This is a genomic window from Brevibacterium sp. FAM 27836 (genome assembly GCF_051351055.1).
GTDB lineage: Bacteria > Actinomycetota > Actinomycetes > Actinomycetales > Brevibacteriaceae > Brevibacterium.
In genome coordinates this window covers 3,133,127-3,147,843 of record NZ_CP195711.1, presented here as the reverse complement: position 1 = coordinate 3,147,843, position 14,717 = coordinate 3,133,127, and the positions used below count along the sequence as shown (strand labels likewise).

The following is a 14,717-nucleotide window of genomic DNA, read 5'->3' as shown; positions in this document are numbered from 1 at the left end:
TCAGCCGTCGTGGCCGGCACGGCCGCTCGACGGCTCCGCAGCAGCCTGGGAGCGTCGGGTCAGTCGTTGCCGGCGATGGCGGCGACGAGCGCGTCGACGTCCTCTCTCGTCGTGTCGAAGGCGCACATGAGACGGACGATGCCCGTCTCCAAGGGCCAATCCGCGAAAGCGAACTTCTGTCGCGCACGCTCGGCCACCTCGGCGGGCATGCGCACGAACACGACGTTCGACTCGACCCTCTGCACGATCTCGAGCCCGACCATGCCCTTGCTCTCGGCCGCCTCGGCGAGTCTTTCGGCAAGGTACTCGGCCATGTCGTTCGACGCGGTCGCCGAAACCCGCCACAGGTCGCCTTCGTACAGCGCGTTGAGCTGGGCGGACAGGAAGCGCATCTTCGACGCCAGCTGCAGATTCATCTTCCGCAGGAAACGCATGCCCTGGCTGATGTCGGGGTTGAGGACGATGACTGCCTCGGCGCCGAGCAGGCCGTTCTTCGTTCCGCCGAGGCTGACGATGTCGACCCCGACCGCGGTCGTGATGTCGCCCAAGCCGACCCCGAGGTGGGCGGCGGCGTTGCCGAGGCGGGAGCCGTCGACGTGGACGAGCATGTCGAGTTCATGCGCGGTGTCGGCGATCGCCGCGATTTCGTCGGGGGTGTAGGTCGTGCCCCATTCCGTGGACTGGGAGATGCTCACAGCCAGCGGTTGGGCATTGTGCTCGGAACCGCGGCCGACGATCGCACCCCTGATGGTCTCCGGGGTGAGCTTGCCGTTCTCGGTCGCGGCACCGACGATCTTGAGTCCGCCGACCTTCTCGGGTGCGCCGGTCTCGTCGTAGTTGATGTGCGCCGAGGCGGCCGTGATCACCGCAGCCCAGCGAGGCAGTGCCGACTGCAGGGCCAGCACATTGGCACCGGTGCCGTTGAAGACCGGGAACGCCTGTGCGCTGGGGCCGAAATGTCCCTTCATCACCTCGTGGAGATGCGCCGTCCACGGGTCGTCGCCGTAGCCGGGCGCATGGCCGACATTGGCCTCGGCGATGGCGGTGATGACCTCCGGGTGGGCACCCGCCCAGTTGTCCGAGCCGAAGTTGCGCGGATGGGCCGCGAGGGAGGATTCGGGTGCCGGGGCTGACGTCCGGCCGTCTGCTGTCTGTGTGTCGTCGTTCACAGCTTCAGGGTATCGCCACTTCCCGACCGGCGCATTCTGATCCGAAGCCATGGCTCATCCGCGATCGCTGAGCTGGGCTCTGGTCTGCCTGATCACCTCGGCGCTGTCGAAGCCGTGTCTGTCATTGTCGACGTCGACGATCCTCACTCCCCGCCACAGGCACTCGACGGCTGAGGCACGCGACCAGAATTCGTCCCAGTTCTCGAGCTTCCAATGATCGCGCGACAGCCCTCGGGCCGCTACCCGCTCGCGGATGGCCTCACCATCGACGGCGACGCGGACGACGACCCATTCGGCCTGCGGCCAGTCATGGTCGCCGGCATTGTCTTCGAGGAAGGCCGCATCGGGAAGGTAGCGGCCGAAGGGGGCGTCGAGGACGACGCTGCGGCCCAGCCGCAGGTTGTCGCCGGCGACCGCGAGCAGCGTCTGGTACTCGAGGTCCATCACGCGATCCTGATAGACGGGGTTGTCGTCTCGTCCGCAGGGGTCGGTTCCGGCGATCTCGAGCAGTGCCTCGGTCAGTCGCCCGCAGACGACGTCCTTGTCGAGGAGGGCGGCTCCGAATTCGGCGGCAAGTGCCGTGCTCACGCTGGACTTGCCGCTGCCGGCGGGGCCGATGACGACGAAGACCGTCGGGGTCTCTGAGCCGATCACTGCCGCTCCCGGCTGCGGTCCTTGACGAAGAAGCCATACGAGATCGCTCCGATGACGAGCAGCACTGCGCCGACGAGGAACACCGAGTTGAAGTTTCCGGTGGTGTCGACGAGCCAGCCGGTGACGACCGGGGCCAGGGCAGCGCCGATGAACCCGCCGAAGTTCTGGATCGCGCCCAAGGAGGCGACCTGCTCGCTCGGTGCCACATCGGAGGCCAGGGTCCACAGGCAGCCGATCGGCACCTGCGAGAAGAAGTAGCCCAGGCACAGCAGCACGATGATCAGCGGCACATTGTCGACATAGGCCGTCGGGAACACCGAGGCGGCCGCGAGGACGGCGCCGCCGACGATCGGAACCTTGCGGGCGAAGATCGCGGGCCTGCCCTGTCGGATGAGGACGCCGGAGAACCATCCTCCGGCGAGGACTCCGAGCACACCCATGAGGAACGGCAGCGCCGCGAGCCACCCGGTCTCCTGCAGGCTGAAGCCGAGATCGGTCTCGATGTAGCTGGGCAGCCAGGTGAGGTAGACCCAGACCGTGTAGAAGATGCCGAAGGCGCCGATGATCATGAAGTAGGTGTTCGGCTTCGTGAACAGAGTCCCCCAGCCGACCTTCTCGGCGCCTTCGACCACGGCGTCGGCTTCGGCCTCGGTGGCCTCATCGAGCTGATCCGAGATCTCGTCGGCTGCGGCATCGGCGGCGTCGTCGCCCTTGAGGATGTGCTCCTCACGCAGCGTCGGGTCGCGGTAGATGCGCAGCCACACGAGCATGACGATGATGCCGAGGGCGCCGACGATGATGAACATGCCGCGCCAGGACATCGTGAGCATCAGGAAGGTCAGCAGCGGTGGCGCCAGCGCGTTGGCGATCTGCGAACCGGTGTTGACCAGGGCGATCGGGAACGCGCGCTCCTTGGCGGAGAACCAGCGTTCATTGACCTTGAGGCCGGCCGTGAAGAACGGAGATTCCGCGACTCCGAGCGCCACTCGCAGCGCATAGAGCACGCCGAAGGAATTCGCCGCAGCGGTGACCATGCCCACCAGTGACCAGGCACCGGAGGCGAACGCGAACATCTTCTTCGCACCGAATTTGTCGACGAGGTAGCCGGCCGGCAGATTCGCGATCGCGTAGGGCCAGGAGAAAGCCGAAAGCAGAAGGCCCATCTGGGTCGCGCTGAGGTCGAACTCCTGCGCGATGGTCGTATTGCCCACGCTGAGGGTGGAGCGGTCGAGGTAGTTGACGATGCCGCCGATGACCAGCAGGGTGACGAAGATCCAGCGGATCCGTCGCGGGTTGCGCGTCCTCGCCGTGCGACGGGGGCTGGCCACGGCGCTCATTCCTGATCTCCGCGTCCGCGCGCCGAAGCGATGGCCGCGAGCATGGTGCGGGCAGCGGTGGTGACGTCACCGTAGTCTCCGCTGCTGCGAGCCGCCTTGGTCACTGAGCTGCCGACACCGATCGCCGCGGCACCCGCGTCGATCCACTCCGAGACGTTCTCGGGGGTCGCACTGCCTGCGGGCAGGATCGGTGCTTGGGCCAAGGGGGCGCGGACGGTCTTGAGATATCCGGGACCCGAGATCTCGGTCGGGAACAGTTTGACGATGTCAGCACCGGCGCTGAGGGTGTCGACCACCTCGGTGGGGGTGAACGCGCCGCTGATGCTCACCGCCTGGTAGCGGTTGGCGACCTCGAGCATCCCGCGGTCGAGGTTCGGGCTCACGAGCATCTGCGCACCCGCCTCGATGCAGCTGTAGGCCGACTGCGCGTCAAGGACGGTTCCTGCCCCGATGACGACGCCCTGAGCGGAGTACTCTTCGCTCAGCGCTGTGATGATGCGCTTGGCGCCGGGCACCGAGAGCGTGATCTCAAGGGCACGGATTCCGCCGGCGATCGCCGCATGGGCGACGGCGAGTGCTTCGTCTTCGGAATCGAGTCGGATGATGAGCACGGCTCCGGTGTCATGGATGGCTCGGAGGGCCTCGAACTTCGTTAACATATTCACGCACGCTATCACATATATTCACATGTCTTGGGAATCGATGTGAACATGTGTGCATTGTTGGTACCCTGGAATCGTGCCCCCACATCCGAAGCCCTCCGCCCCGCTGATTCCCGATCAGCGACAGCACGAGATCGTCGAGCTGCTCCGTGCCTCCGTGGCGCTCAGCGTACGTGAACTCACCGAGACGATGAACGTCTCCCATATGACGGTGCGTCGCGATATAGCGGCGCTCGAAGAGGCTGGTCTGGTCGAATCGGTCCCTGGGGGCGTCCGGCTGATCGGCTCTCCGCGCCAGCAGACACCCGTCGAGCGGGCACCGCGCACCGAGCTCGAGACGCTGGCGAAGCAGGCGATCGCTCGAGCGGCCGCCGCTCATGTCCGTCCGGGTTCGACGGTCTTCCTCGATGCCGGCACCACCTGCGAAGCGATCGTCGAACGCCTCCTGACCATCAGCGATATCACCGTCGTGACCAACGACTTCCTTTCGGCCATGCGGCTCATGGCCGAAAACGTCATGGCGATCCACACCGGCGGCACCATCGACAGCAACAGCGGCTCCTCGAGCGGCCCCCTGGCAGCAGCGACACTGAACGCTCTGTCGATCGACATGGCCTTCCTCAGCGCCGGCGCCTGGGACCTCGATCATGGCCTGACCACCTCGGAGACGGACAAACTGACGCTCAAACGCGCGGCGGAGCAGGCGGCGGAGCGCACGATCCTCGTGGCCGATTCGTCGAAGTTCGGCACTCATGCCAGGTTCAGGGCCCTCAACCTCGACGAACTCGACCTCATCATCACCGATGACCGTCTGCCCGAGAAAGAACGTACCCGCCTCGAGGACTCCGGAATCCACCTCGAGTACGCCTGAGACCTACGCTCGTCGGGCGTCTTCCACCGGGCATCACCCACCGGCAACTCCACACACTCCCGTTGCACCGGGGTGTTCCGCGGCCGCCGAGGCGAATTGTGCCGAACGCGGTGTTCTGCCGCCAACGGTGTGGGGCGCTCCCCACCAGTGCGGTTTGCTCCCGGTCCGGCTCAGTGCCGGCACGAGCAGGCACGAACCGCGCAGGCACGAGCCGAAAACCCGGTCCGAACGCGCACGATCCGAACGCGCACGGTCCGGATACGCACGGTCCGAACACACAACAGCGCGCCAGGAGTGCCTCCACACGTCACGTGTGACGTACGTGGGCACCTCTGGCGCGCTGGTGTCAGCCTCGGCCGGACCGCGCTGGTATCAGCGACGGCCGGTTCGCACTGGGACTCAGGCGAGGAGTTCGCGCATGAGTTCGGCGGTCTCGGTCGGGGTCTTGCCGACCTTGACGCCCGCAGCCTCGAGGGCTTCCTTCTTAGCCTGGGCGGTTCCCGAGGAGCCGGAGACGATGGCGCCGGCGTGGCCCATGGTCTTGCCCTCGGGAGCGGTGAAGCCTGCGACGTAGCCGACGACCGGCTTCGTCACGTTCTCCTTGATGAAGGCGGCTGCACGCTCTTCGGCGTCGCCGCCGATTTCGCCGATCATGACGATGGCTTCGGTCTCCGGGTCGGCCTCGAAGGCTTCGAGCGCATCGATGTGCGTGGTGCCGATGACCGGGTCTCCGCCGATGCCGATGGCGGTGGAGAAGCCGAGGTCACGCAGCTCGTACATCATCTGGTAGGTCAGCGTGCCGGACTTCGAGACCAGTCCGAGCTTGCCCTTCTTCGTGATGTTGGCCGGAATGATGCCGGCCAGCGACTCGCCGGGGGTGATGATGCCCGGGCAGTTGGGCCCGATGATGCGGGTGGCGTTGCCGGCCGCCTGAGCACGAGCCCAGACTTCGGCCGAGTCCTGGACCGGGATGCCCTCGGTGATGATGACGAGCAGCCCGATCTTCGCGTCGATGGCCTCGATCGCGGCGTCCTTGGAGAAGGCCGGCGGCACGAAGGCCACGGACACATCGGCACCGGTGGCTTCCATCGCTTCGGACACGGAGGCGAAGACGGGGAGCTCGACCTCGTTGCCGTCCTTGTCATTGTGCTTCACGGTGGTGCCGGCCTTGCGGGCGTTGACACCGCCGACGATGTTCGATCCGGCAGCGAGCATGCGAGCAGTGTGCTTCGAGCCCTCTCCGCCGGTGATGCCCTGGACGATGATCTTCGAATCGGAATTCAGAAAGACAGACATTGTTGTAAAGACCTTTCCTTACTTGGCAGCAGCCAGTTCGGCGGCCTTGTCGGCTCCACCGTCCATCGTGTCAGTGAGCGTGACGAGCGGGTGCGCGGCCTTCTGCAGGATGGCGCGCCCCTCTTCCACGTTGTTGCCGTCGAGGCGGACGACCAGCGGCTTGGTGGCCTGCGACCCAAGGATCTCGAGGGCCTTGACGATGCCGTCGGCCACGGCGTCACAGGCGGTGATTCCGCCGAAGACGTTGACGAAGACGGACTTGACCTGGTCATCGCCGAGGATGACGTCGAGTCCGTTGGCCATGACCTCGGCCGAGGCGCCGCCTCCGATGTCGAGGAAGTTCGCGGGCTTGACGTTCGAGTGCTTCTCACCGGCGTAGGCGACGACGTCGAGGGTCGACATGACCAGACCCGCACCGTTGCCGATGATTCCGACTTCGCCGTCGAGCTTGACGTAGTTGAGGTCGAGCTTCTTGGCCTTGAGCTCGAGAGGGTTCTCTGCGCTGATGTCGCGCAGCTCCTCGTGCTCCTTGTGGCGGAAGTCGGCGTTGTCGTCCAGGGAGACCTTGCCGTCGAGGGCGATGATGTCGCCGGCACCGGTCTTGACCAGAGGGTTGACCTCGACCAGGGTGGCGTCCTCGGACTCGAAGACGGTCCACAGGCTCGTCAGGACGGGAGCGATCTTCGCGGCGGTGTCGGCGTCGAAGCCGGCAGCCTCGGCGATCTCGGCAGCCTTGGCATCGTTGATGCCGTCGATGGCGGAGACGGGGATCTTGGCGAGCGCTTCCGGGCGTTCCACGGCGAGCTGCTCGATCTCCATGCCGCCTTCCTTCGAGCACATGGCCAGATAGGTGCGGTTGGAGCGGTCGAGGAGGACGGAGAAGTAGTACTCCTCCGCGATGTCGGCACCTTCGGCGATCATCACCTTTTCGGTGACGTGACCCTTGATGTCGAGTCCGAGGATGTCCTTGGCCCGGGCTTCGGCCTCATCAGGGTTCTTCGCGACCTTGACGCCGCCGGCCTTTCCGCGGCCGCCCATCTTGACCTGAGACTTCACGACCACGGTTCCGCCGCCGAGAGCCTCGGCTGCCTTCTTCGCTTCTTCTGGCGTCGTCGCGACCTGAGCCTTGAGCACGGGCACTCCGTGCTTCTCGAACAGGTCACGTGCTTGATACTCGAAAAGATCCACGTGTATTCCTTCGTTTCTGCTGCCGGGTGGTTGGCCCCTGCAGGTTCGTTGACGGATGCAACAACCAAGGACAACCATATTCCCAAAGGCACCCGTCCATCCAAACGCGCATGTCAAATAGACGTTGGGGGTAAGCAATGTCTCGTCAAAAAGTATCTTTGGCGTCAAGATTCTTGATATGGACGTAAAATCGTTGCATGGACGAAGTAGATCGAATAGTCGCAGCCTGGCGGCGTGAGCGTCCGGACCTCGATGTCTCTCCGATGGAGATCCTCTCCCGCGTCTCGCGATTGGCCAGGCAGTTGGATCTGGCTCGGAAGTCGAGCTTCTCCGATTACGGCATCGAGGGATGGGCCTTCGATGTCCTCTCCGCCCTGCGCCGCTCGGGCGAACCCTATCAGCTCTCCCCCTCGACGCTGCTGCAGGAGACCCTGGTCACCAGCGGGACGATGACCAACCGCATCGACCGGCTCGTCACCCGCGGCTGGGTCGAACGTCGGCCGGATCCCGGAGACCGACGCGGGGTGCTCGTCCACCTCACCGAGAGCGGTCGCGCCACCGTCGACTCCGCACTGGCCGATCTGCTCGTGAAGGAACGGGCGATCCTCAGCGGACTCACGGCCGCGGGAAGCCGCAATCTCGCGTCCCTGCTCCGAGAGCTCTCCACCGGATTCGACAGCGACGAGGACTGAGACCATGCCACCTGCTGACCTCACGGACTTCACCGGCGCACAGCCGCCTCGGCGAGAGACGATCCACGGTCGATTCGTCGACCTCGAACCCTTGGATTCGGCCGCTCACGGCGATGACCTCTTCGCGGAAGTCACGGCACCGACCGGGATCGACGACCGGTTCCGGTACCTGCCGCAGACTCCGCAGACCGATCGCGGGGAGTTCGATTCCTGGATCGCCGAGGCGGCCGGCAGCCCCGATCCCCTGTTCTTCGCCGTCGTCGACCGGTCCACCGGTCGGGCGCTGGGGCGGCAGGCGCTCATGCGCATCGATGCCGCCAACGGAGTCATCGAGATCGGGCACATCCTCTGGGGTCCGAGTCTGTCGCGGACCGCCGCGGCCACCGAGGCGCTCTTCCTCTGCGCCGAGCTCGTCTTCGCTTCCGGATTCCGCCGCTTCGAATGGAAGTGCGATGACGACAATGTGCCGTCGAAGCGGGCGGCCGAGCGCTTCGGCTTCACCTTCGAAGGCGTGTTCCGTCAGCACCTCGTGGTCAAGGGACGCAACCGCGATACCGCGTGGTTCTCGATCATCGACAGCGAATGGCCGTCCCTGCGGCAGGGATACCGGGCCTGGTTCGACGAGGCGAACTTCGATGCAGACGGCCGCCAGCGTGAGAGTCTGCGCGCGCTCATCGCCGCTGCCCGCCACGGCTGAGGCCCTCTGTGCGTCGCCGGCCCGTTCGCCGTTTCGCCGCGCGTCCGCCCGGGCTCGGGCACGGGCGGACATTAGGCTGGAACTGACACCACACGGCCCCTGACGACACCTCGAGGAACCATGCGACTTCGCCCCCTTGCCCTTCTGTCCGCCGCTGCGCTGCTGGCCACGACGACGGCCTGCGTGTCGACTCCCGAGGAGACCCGCCCCCAGCCCCGCCCTTCGGTGAGCAAGGAGGAGGTCACGCCGATCGAGACGCCCAAGGATGCGCCGAAGGTGTCCATCGTCGACTCCTCACCCGGCGGGGCGAAGGACACCGACCCGCTGTGGCAGGGCCTCGCCGAGGCGGCCGAGAAGAAGTCCGAGGCCTACCTCAAGGTCTACGTGCACACCGGCAATCCCGAAGTGCCCGACTCCGGAGAGATGACCGTGACCGCCGACAGCCCAGACAGTGTCAGCGTCACCCTCGATGCGGACAGCGTCGATGACGACCTCTCCCCGTTCCTGCTCCTCCACGGCACTTTCGAGGTCGAGGAGATCGGCAACTCGGCGTTCACGCTCAAGAACGTCGACGACAAGGACATCCCCGAGCTCGATCCGAAGGGCCCGGACGACGAGAAGCGCTGCACTGCCGAGGACGCGCAGGAGCGGATCGGTCTTGCCGCGGACGACCTCGCCGAGGATCCCGGCCGCCGCGAAGAGTTCCGACAGCAGTGGGGCGGCTCACCTCGCGTGTGGTGGGGTATCCAGATGACGGCGATCAGCCTCGGGGAAGAGGGCGAAGTCGCCGGCGACTTCCTCACCGAAGCCTGCGGCGACTACCTCCAGTAAGACCAGTCGCGTGAGCCTATGAAGATCGCCATCGTCGGAGCCGGAATCGGCGGGCTCTCTGCGGCCGTCGGGCTGCAGAGAGCCGGTGCCGAGGTGACCGTGTTCGAACGCGCTCCCGAAGTCAGGGCCGGCGGTTCGGGTCTGTCGATCTTCGCCAACGGTCTGGCGGCACTGGACGCATTGGGCCTCTCCGAGGACTTCGACGCGGTGACCGACCGCAGTGTCGAAGGTTTCGCCGCAGGTCAGCGTCGCGCCGATGGACGCTGGATCGCCCAGGTCCCCAACGACTCCGTCGGGGCGCTGCGCATCGTCGACCGCGCCGATCTCCACCGGATCCTCTTCGGGGCTCTGGCACCGGGGACCGTCCGCACCGACGCGGCAGCGGTCGCGTCCGCGACCGACGGCACCCTGACTGTCACCGCGGGTGCGGTCGGCACGGATTCCGAGGCACAGCTTGCGGCCGAGCAGCGTTTCGACCTCATCATCGCCGCCGACGGCCTGCACAGTCGGATCCGCTCAGTCGTCGCCGGAAGAACGGTCGCACCGCGGTACTCCGGTTATTCCGCGTGGCGGGGCATCACCTCGGTGCCGGTGGATCTGGAGCGTGCCGCCGGGGAATCGGTGGGATGCGGGCGCCGCTTCGGCATCGCTCCGCTGGCCGATGGCCGCGTCTACTGGTTCGCCGTGGCGAACATGCCCCAGGATGCCGTGTTCGCCCGTGAGAAGGCGACCGTCGAGGCGATGTTCGCAGGTTGGCACCGCCCCATCGCCGAACTCATCGAAGCCACCCCCGCCGAGGCGGTCCGTCGCACCCCGATCAGCGACCTCTCCCACCGGTTGGCTCGATTCCATCGGGGCCGGGTGGTGCTCCTCGGCGATGCCGCGCACGCGATGACGCCCGACCTCGGGCAGGGAGGCGGCCAGGCGCTCGAGGACGCGGCGACACTGACCGCGCTGCTCGCCCCGCTGGCTGAGCGCGGTGCTGCGCTGCGTGCAGAACTCGATGAGGCCCTGCACCGGTACGATGCGCTGCGCAGGCCGCGCTCACAGTCGATCGCCCGGAAGTCACGTCTCATGGGGCATATGTTCCAGCTCGACTCCCCGCTGTTGGCACGGGTCCGCAACGCGGTGTTCTCGGTCGTTCCCTCGCGAGTCATCGCCGCGCAGGCCGCGAGCGTGCAGAGATGGTCACCGCCGGCTCCGCCTCGGTGAGTTCGCTCCCCCGCGGTGAGGAGTCCCCGCGGCCGAAACGGCACAGCGGTTCAGTCGGCCAGGGCGCGGTTCAGTCGGCCAGGGCGCGGTTGTAGGCCTCGACGACCGGGGGCAGGAAGAAGCCCATGATCACGGCGATGGCGGTGAGCAGGCAGGCCAGGCCCAGCCACAGAGATCCGCCGATGACGCTGAAGGCGAAGACGATGACGAGCAGCTCGAACGCGATCGCCGCGGGTCGCGCCCACCGGTGCAGCCGCCACGCCCCACGTGCCGCGGCACCGACTCCGGCCGCGAAGATGAGGAACATGACGGCCAGGCCGACCAGCGATGCGGCCAGCTCACCCGCGCCGATGGCCGTGATGATGAACGACAGCGCCGAACCGACCAGGGCCAGCGCCTGAATGCCGAGGACGACGACGACCAGGGTCATCGCCCGCGGAGTCGGGACACCGTGCCCGGCAGGATCCTGTGAGCCTCCGGGCACGGCAGACCGGTCACTGCGAGAACTCAAATGTTCACCCGAGCGAATCCGGGGATGAGGATCTCGTCGAGCATGCGCTCGCGCACATCCAGCGGCAGGAAGGCAGCGGTCACCGCGTTCACGGTGGCCCATTCGAGATCCGTCTGCGTCCATCCCGCCTCATCGACGAGCAGACGCATCTCCCGCGACATGGACGTGCCGGACATGAGCCGGTTGTCCGGGTTGATGGTCACGGCGAAGCCGAGATCCTTCAGCCCCGTGATCGGGTGGCTGGCGATGGTGCCGCCGATGTCGGTCTGCAGGTTCGAGCTCGGGCACAGCTCCAGCGGGATCTGCTGGTCGAGGACCCACGCGGCGAGGCTGCCGAGCTGTCCCTCTCCATCGACGATCTCCATGTCCTCGACGATCCGGGCGCCGTGGCCCAGACGCTGAGCGTGGCAGATGGTGATCGCCTCGTGGATGGATTCCTTGCCTGCGGCCTCACCGGCGTGGATCGTCACGGGCACATAGGCCTGATGGAGGGCGTTGAACGCGGAGAGGTGCGCCGAGGGCGGGAAGCCGTTCTCCGGTCCGGCGATGTCGAAGCCGACGACACCGGATTCCGAGCCCTTCTCACGGTGACGGATGGCCAGTTCCGCGATCGCCAGGGAATTGTCGGCCTGACGCATAGCGGTGATGAGCTGGCCGACGCGGATGTACTTGCCCTCGGCGGCAGCTTCCGAGACACCGGCCTCGAGCCCGTCCTGGACTGCCTCGACGACGGTGTCGAGCTCCAGCCCGCCCTCGAGATGCTGTTCGGGAGCCCACCGGGCCTCGGCATAGAACACGCCGTCGGCGACCTGGTCGAGCACCCATTCCTTGGCCACGCGACGCAGATTGTCTTCGGTCTGCATCACGGCCACGGTGTGAGAGAAGGTCTCGAGGTAGCGGACGAGATCACCGGAGTTCGCGGATTCCGCGAACCATCGGCCCAGCGACTCCGCGTCGGCGGCGGGCAGGGTGTGGCCGATCTGATCGGCCAGCTCGATCATCGTCGACGGGCGCAGCCCGCCGTCGAGGTGATCGTGGAGGGACACTTTGGGCAGCTGCAGGATGGGGTCGTCGGAGGCGACGCCGGCGGGTACATTCATCACCGTCTCAGCTTATCCGATGACACCGCCGTCGGCCGTTCATCATCTCTCCAGGTCGATATCCCCGCTCTTGATCCGCTCGCGCAGGTCCGTGATGCCTCGACCGGCATCGGAGACGCGGGAGAGGAACCCGTCCTCGGCGATGATGCGGACCCCGCCGTTGTCGAGCGTGCCCATGTAGCCCCGGTCACCGACGCGGAAGCCGCTGATCTCCTCCGGTCCGCGCTTCGGCGCGGGGGCCACCTCGTCGGGGTTCTTGCTCTGCGGCCAGTCGGGGAACATCGTGCGCAGCCCGCGGCGGACGTTGGGTTCGATGCTCGCCACGATCGACTGCGAGAACCCGCCCGCGGTGCCGTACCACACGAGCTTCGGCAGGATCGGGCTCTTCTCGTCCTCGACCTCGGTGTCGTCGGCGGCCTCGGCCAGATCCTTGCGCTTCTCGTCCGCCGCGGTCACCACCCCCATCGCTGCGGCCGAACCGAAGGGCACGAGGACGTCGGCGTCATCGTCGAAGGACTCATCGAAATAGTCCTCACCGGCCGTGCGGGTATCGGAGATCGACCTGCTTGCCGAGGCGGTGGTGCTGCGATAGGACGTCACCGTCGCCGCGCCTTCGTCCTTCTCGTCGTTGTACAGATCGACCCCGGCGTCGAAGGCGCTGCGGATGGCCCCGGCCTGCGGGAACCCGTGGGAGACGACGACGCCGACCTTCCCCGTCTCCGAGGCGGTGGCCGCGGTGTACCCGGCGATGAACGCCGGCGGGACGAGGTCGAAGTCGATGCTCAGCACGTTCTTCGGCAGGTCTTCGGTGCCGCTGGAGACCCCGAGGAAGAGCTCCTTCGGATGCGCGGCGGCGAAGTCGGCGAGCTCGTCGGCACCGCCGGGTCCGATCACCGTGGTCAGTGCGCAGTCCTGCCGGTGCATCCGATCCAGGGCCGCCGAGGTGGCCGACCCTCCCGAGACCCGTTGGCTCGAGGTGCCGGAGAAGACACCGGCTTCGCGGGCCAGTTCCGTTTCGGCGAGTGTGAGGGCACCGGCCGCATGATCGTCGAATCCGGCGGGAGCGGAGACGAGGCAGCCCAGCCGGGTCTCCTCGAGCGGTTCGGGAGCGGTCACGGAGCAGGCGCCGAGCGCCAGCGTGCTCACCGCACCGAGTGCGGCCAGCAGGGTGGACCGGGCTCTCATCCTCATGAGTCCTAGATTATCGGCCGGCGGTGCGGGCAGGGTAATCAGCCGGCAGGCCCGGGCCCGCGGCGGCGGGGCCCGTGCTCAGCTGCGGCTCGGGAGATCAGCGATCACGGTCGAGGACCCTGAGCGCGGTGGCGGTGAAGACGCGGGCTGCGATGGCCACCGCGCGTTCGTCGATGAGCAGATCACCCTGATGGATGTCATAGGTGATGCCGCCGGGCGTGCGGGTGCCCAGCCGGATGAGCGCGCCCGGGCAGTGGGTGAGGTACCAGGCGAAGTCCTCTCCGCCCATCGACTGCGGAGTCAGCTGCACTGCGTTCTCTCCCAGCTCACCGCGCACAGCGGATTCGATGAGTGTCACCTGGTCTTCGGTGTTGACCACGGGAGGCACACCTCGGCGGTGCTCGAGATCGACGTCGACTCCGTACGGACCGGCGATGCGATCGACGAGTTCGGGAAGCACCTCGGCGACCTGGTTCCACCCGTCGACGTCGAGACAGCGCAGGGTCCCGCGCAGAATCCCCTCGCTGGGAACGACGTTCGCGGCATGACCGGCGCTGATCTCACCCCACACCAGAGAGATCGCGTGGCGAGGGTCGATGAGACGGCCCAGCGTCGAGGGCAGATCGGTGGCGAGCTTGCCGAGGGCGTAGACGAGGTCCTCGGTCAGGTGCGGCCGGGAGGTGTGCCCGCCGTGCCCGGAGAGACGGATGATGACGGTGTCTCCGGCAGCCGTGATCGCACCGATGCGCGAACCCACCTTGCCGATGTCGACATTCGGATCGCAGTGGACGGCGTAGACCTCGGGCACATCATCGAGGACGCCCTGGGAGATCACGCGCAGCGCCCCGCCCGGGGTGACCTCCTCGCCCGGCTGGAAGATCAGGCGGACGCGACCGCCGAGTCCGCCGGGACGGGTCTCGTGGATGCGCTGCAGGGCAATGCCGGCGCCGATGAGGGAGGTCAGGTGCACATCGTGGCCGCAGGCGTGGGCGACACCGGGCACCGTCGAACGGAACTCCTCGTCGATGAGGTCGTCGACGGGCAGAGCGTCGATATCGGCACGCAGCCCCACGGCCACCGGCCCCTCCCCGACCTCGCAGACGACGCCGGTGCCCTCGAGTCGCCGCGGCTGGAGCCCGGCGGCTTCGAGGCGGGCGACGATCTTGTCGGTGGTCTCGAACTCTTGGAAGGACAGTTCCGGGTGGGCATGGATGTCGCGGCGGAAATCGATGAGCTCTGCACCGATCTCAGCGATTGTCGAGCTGATCATGTCAGGTCCTTCGTCAGCGGGAAGTTCGGGGATGGC

The 14,717-nt window shown here is 66.8% G+C and carries 15 protein-coding genes; 5 read left to right on the top strand and 10 right to left on the bottom strand.

Features of this window, described 5'->3' with window-relative positions:
• Window positions 1–59 precede the first annotated feature (59 nt).
• Genes ACSE4D_RS14080 through ACSE4D_RS14065 form a run of 4 tightly spaced genes read right to left on the bottom strand, consistent with a single transcriptional unit; the run spans window position 60 to window position 3,819 of the window.
• Complete coding sequence (locus ACSE4D_RS14080; protein ID WP_425118879.1) at window positions 60–1,169, bottom strand: threonine aldolase family protein; 1,110 nt, start codon at window positions 1,167–1,169, stop codon at window positions 60–62.
• Between the two features lie 54 nt (window positions 1,170–1,223).
• A complete protein-coding gene (locus ACSE4D_RS14075; protein WP_436326118.1) occupies window positions 1,224–1,823 on the bottom strand; it encodes an AAA family ATPase in 600 nt (199 codons plus the stop codon).
• The gene (locus tag ACSE4D_RS14070; protein ID WP_135541401.1) at window positions 1,820–3,160 is read right to left on the bottom strand and encodes an MFS transporter; all 1,341 of its coding nucleotides are present in this window, start codon (window positions 3,158–3,160) and stop codon (window positions 1,820–1,822) included. Before ACSE4D_RS14070 ends, ACSE4D_RS14075 begins: the two co-directional genes overlap by 4 nt.
• On the bottom strand, window positions 3,157–3,819 hold the full coding sequence (locus tag ACSE4D_RS14065) for a hypothetical protein (RefSeq protein WP_436326117.1): 663 nt from the start codon (window positions 3,817–3,819) through the stop codon (window positions 3,157–3,159). Before ACSE4D_RS14065 ends, ACSE4D_RS14070 begins: the two co-directional genes overlap by 4 nt.
• Window positions 3,820–3,898: 79 nt before the next feature.
• Here ACSE4D_RS14065 and ACSE4D_RS14060 point away from each other — a divergent pair, with 79 nt between their 5' ends.
• The gene (locus ACSE4D_RS14060) at window positions 3,899–4,693 is read left to right on the top strand and encodes a DeoR/GlpR family DNA-binding transcription regulator (RefSeq protein ID WP_436326116.1); all 795 of its coding nucleotides are present in this window, start codon (window positions 3,899–3,901) and stop codon (window positions 4,691–4,693) included.
• A gap of 399 nt (window positions 4,694–5,092) precedes the next feature.
• Here the strand turns inward: ACSE4D_RS14060 and sucD are convergent, their stop codons facing one another.
• Together sucD and sucC are read right to left on the bottom strand one after the other, a co-directional pair.
• A complete protein-coding gene (gene sucD / locus ACSE4D_RS14055) occupies window positions 5,093–5,989 on the bottom strand; it encodes a succinate--CoA ligase subunit alpha (protein ID WP_135541405.1) in 897 nt (298 codons plus the stop codon).
• A gap of 18 nt (window positions 5,990–6,007) precedes the next feature.
• Window positions 6,008–7,177: an ADP-forming succinate--CoA ligase subunit beta gene (sucC, locus tag ACSE4D_RS14050; RefSeq protein ID WP_135541407.1), complete on the bottom strand. Its 1,170-nt coding sequence runs from the start codon at window positions 7,175–7,177 to the stop codon at window positions 6,008–6,010.
• Between the two features lie 197 nt (window positions 7,178–7,374).
• Between sucC and ACSE4D_RS14045 the strand changes: the two genes are divergently transcribed.
• The 4 genes from ACSE4D_RS14045 to ACSE4D_RS14030 all read left to right on the top strand — a co-directional run bounded on the left by ACSE4D_RS14045 (window position 7,375) and on the right by ACSE4D_RS14030 (window position 10,609).
• Window positions 7,375–7,869 (top strand): MarR family winged helix-turn-helix transcriptional regulator, encoded by a 495-nt coding sequence (locus ACSE4D_RS14045; RefSeq protein ID WP_135541409.1) that lies wholly within the window; start codon window positions 7,375–7,377, stop codon window positions 7,867–7,869.
• Between the two features lie 4 nt (window positions 7,870–7,873).
• Window positions 7,874–8,566, top strand: a complete 693-nt coding sequence (locus ACSE4D_RS14040) for a GNAT family N-acetyltransferase (RefSeq protein ID WP_135541411.1) — start codon at window positions 7,874–7,876, stop codon at window positions 8,564–8,566.
• Window positions 8,567–8,686: 120 nt separating this feature from the next.
• On the top strand, window positions 8,687–9,397 hold the full coding sequence (locus tag ACSE4D_RS14035; protein ID WP_135541413.1) for a hypothetical protein: 711 nt from the start codon (window positions 8,687–8,689) through the stop codon (window positions 9,395–9,397).
• A gap of 18 nt (window positions 9,398–9,415) precedes the next feature.
• Window positions 9,416–10,609, top strand: coding sequence for an FAD-dependent monooxygenase (locus tag ACSE4D_RS14030; RefSeq protein ID WP_436326115.1), 1,194 nt, complete (start codon window positions 9,416–9,418; stop codon window positions 10,607–10,609).
• Window positions 10,610–10,679: 70 nt separating this feature from the next.
• On the opposite strand, the gene ACSE4D_RS14025 is transcribed toward ACSE4D_RS14030, so the two are convergent.
• From ACSE4D_RS14025 to ACSE4D_RS14010, 4 genes are all read right to left on the bottom strand, one after another.
• The gene (locus tag ACSE4D_RS14025; protein ID WP_226829721.1) at window positions 10,680–11,120 is read right to left on the bottom strand and encodes a hypothetical protein; all 441 of its coding nucleotides are present in this window, start codon (window positions 11,118–11,120) and stop codon (window positions 10,680–10,682) included.
• Complete coding sequence (locus ACSE4D_RS14020; RefSeq protein WP_135541551.1) at window positions 11,117–12,220, bottom strand: adenosine deaminase; 1,104 nt, start codon at window positions 12,218–12,220, stop codon at window positions 11,117–11,119. The genes ACSE4D_RS14025 and ACSE4D_RS14020 overlap by 4 nt, the downstream gene beginning before the upstream one ends.
• A gap of 42 nt (window positions 12,221–12,262) precedes the next feature.
• The gene (locus ACSE4D_RS14015; RefSeq protein WP_425118884.1) at window positions 12,263–13,411 is read right to left on the bottom strand and encodes a BMP family ABC transporter substrate-binding protein; all 1,149 of its coding nucleotides are present in this window, start codon (window positions 13,409–13,411) and stop codon (window positions 12,263–12,265) included.
• A gap of 97 nt (window positions 13,412–13,508) precedes the next feature.
• Complete coding sequence (locus ACSE4D_RS14010) at window positions 13,509–14,681, bottom strand: amidohydrolase (protein WP_425118885.1); 1,173 nt, start codon at window positions 14,679–14,681, stop codon at window positions 13,509–13,511.
• Between the last annotated feature and the right edge of the window lie 36 nt (window positions 14,682–14,717).

What these genes read in the sequence shown, in the direction of transcription:
- ACSE4D_RS14065 (WP_436326117.1), bottom strand. Translation starts at nt 3,819, where the DNA reads ATGTTAACGAAGTTCGAGGCCCTCCGAGCCATCCATGACACCGGAGCC.
- ACSE4D_RS14015 (WP_425118884.1), bottom strand. Translation starts at nt 13,411, where the DNA reads ATGAGGATGAGAGCCCGGTCCACCCTGCTGGCCGCACTCGGTGCGGTG.
- ACSE4D_RS14035 (WP_135541413.1), top strand. Translation starts at nt 8,687, where the DNA reads ATGCGACTTCGCCCCCTTGCCCTTCTGTCCGCCGCTGCGCTGCTGGCC.
- ACSE4D_RS14010 (WP_425118885.1), bottom strand. Translation starts at nt 14,681, where the DNA reads ATGATCAGCTCGACAATCGCTGAGATCGGTGCAGAGCTCATCGATTTC.
- ACSE4D_RS14030 (WP_436326115.1), top strand. Translation starts at nt 9,416, where the DNA reads ATGAAGATCGCCATCGTCGGAGCCGGAATCGGCGGGCTCTCTGCGGCC.
- ACSE4D_RS14020 (WP_135541551.1), bottom strand. Translation starts at nt 12,220, where the DNA reads ATGAATGTACCCGCCGGCGTCGCCTCCGACGACCCCATCCTGCAGCTG.
- sucD (WP_135541405.1), bottom strand. Translation starts at nt 5,989, where the DNA reads ATGTCTGTCTTTCTGAATTCCGATTCGAAGATCATCGTCCAGGGCATC.
- ACSE4D_RS14040 (WP_135541411.1), top strand. Translation starts at nt 7,874, where the DNA reads ATGCCACCTGCTGACCTCACGGACTTCACCGGCGCACAGCCGCCTCGG.
- ACSE4D_RS14045 (WP_135541409.1), top strand. Translation starts at nt 7,375, where the DNA reads ATGGACGAAGTAGATCGAATAGTCGCAGCCTGGCGGCGTGAGCGTCCG.
- ACSE4D_RS14070 (WP_135541401.1), bottom strand. Translation starts at nt 3,160, where the DNA reads ATGAGCGCCGTGGCCAGCCCCCGTCGCACGGCGAGGACGCGCAACCCG.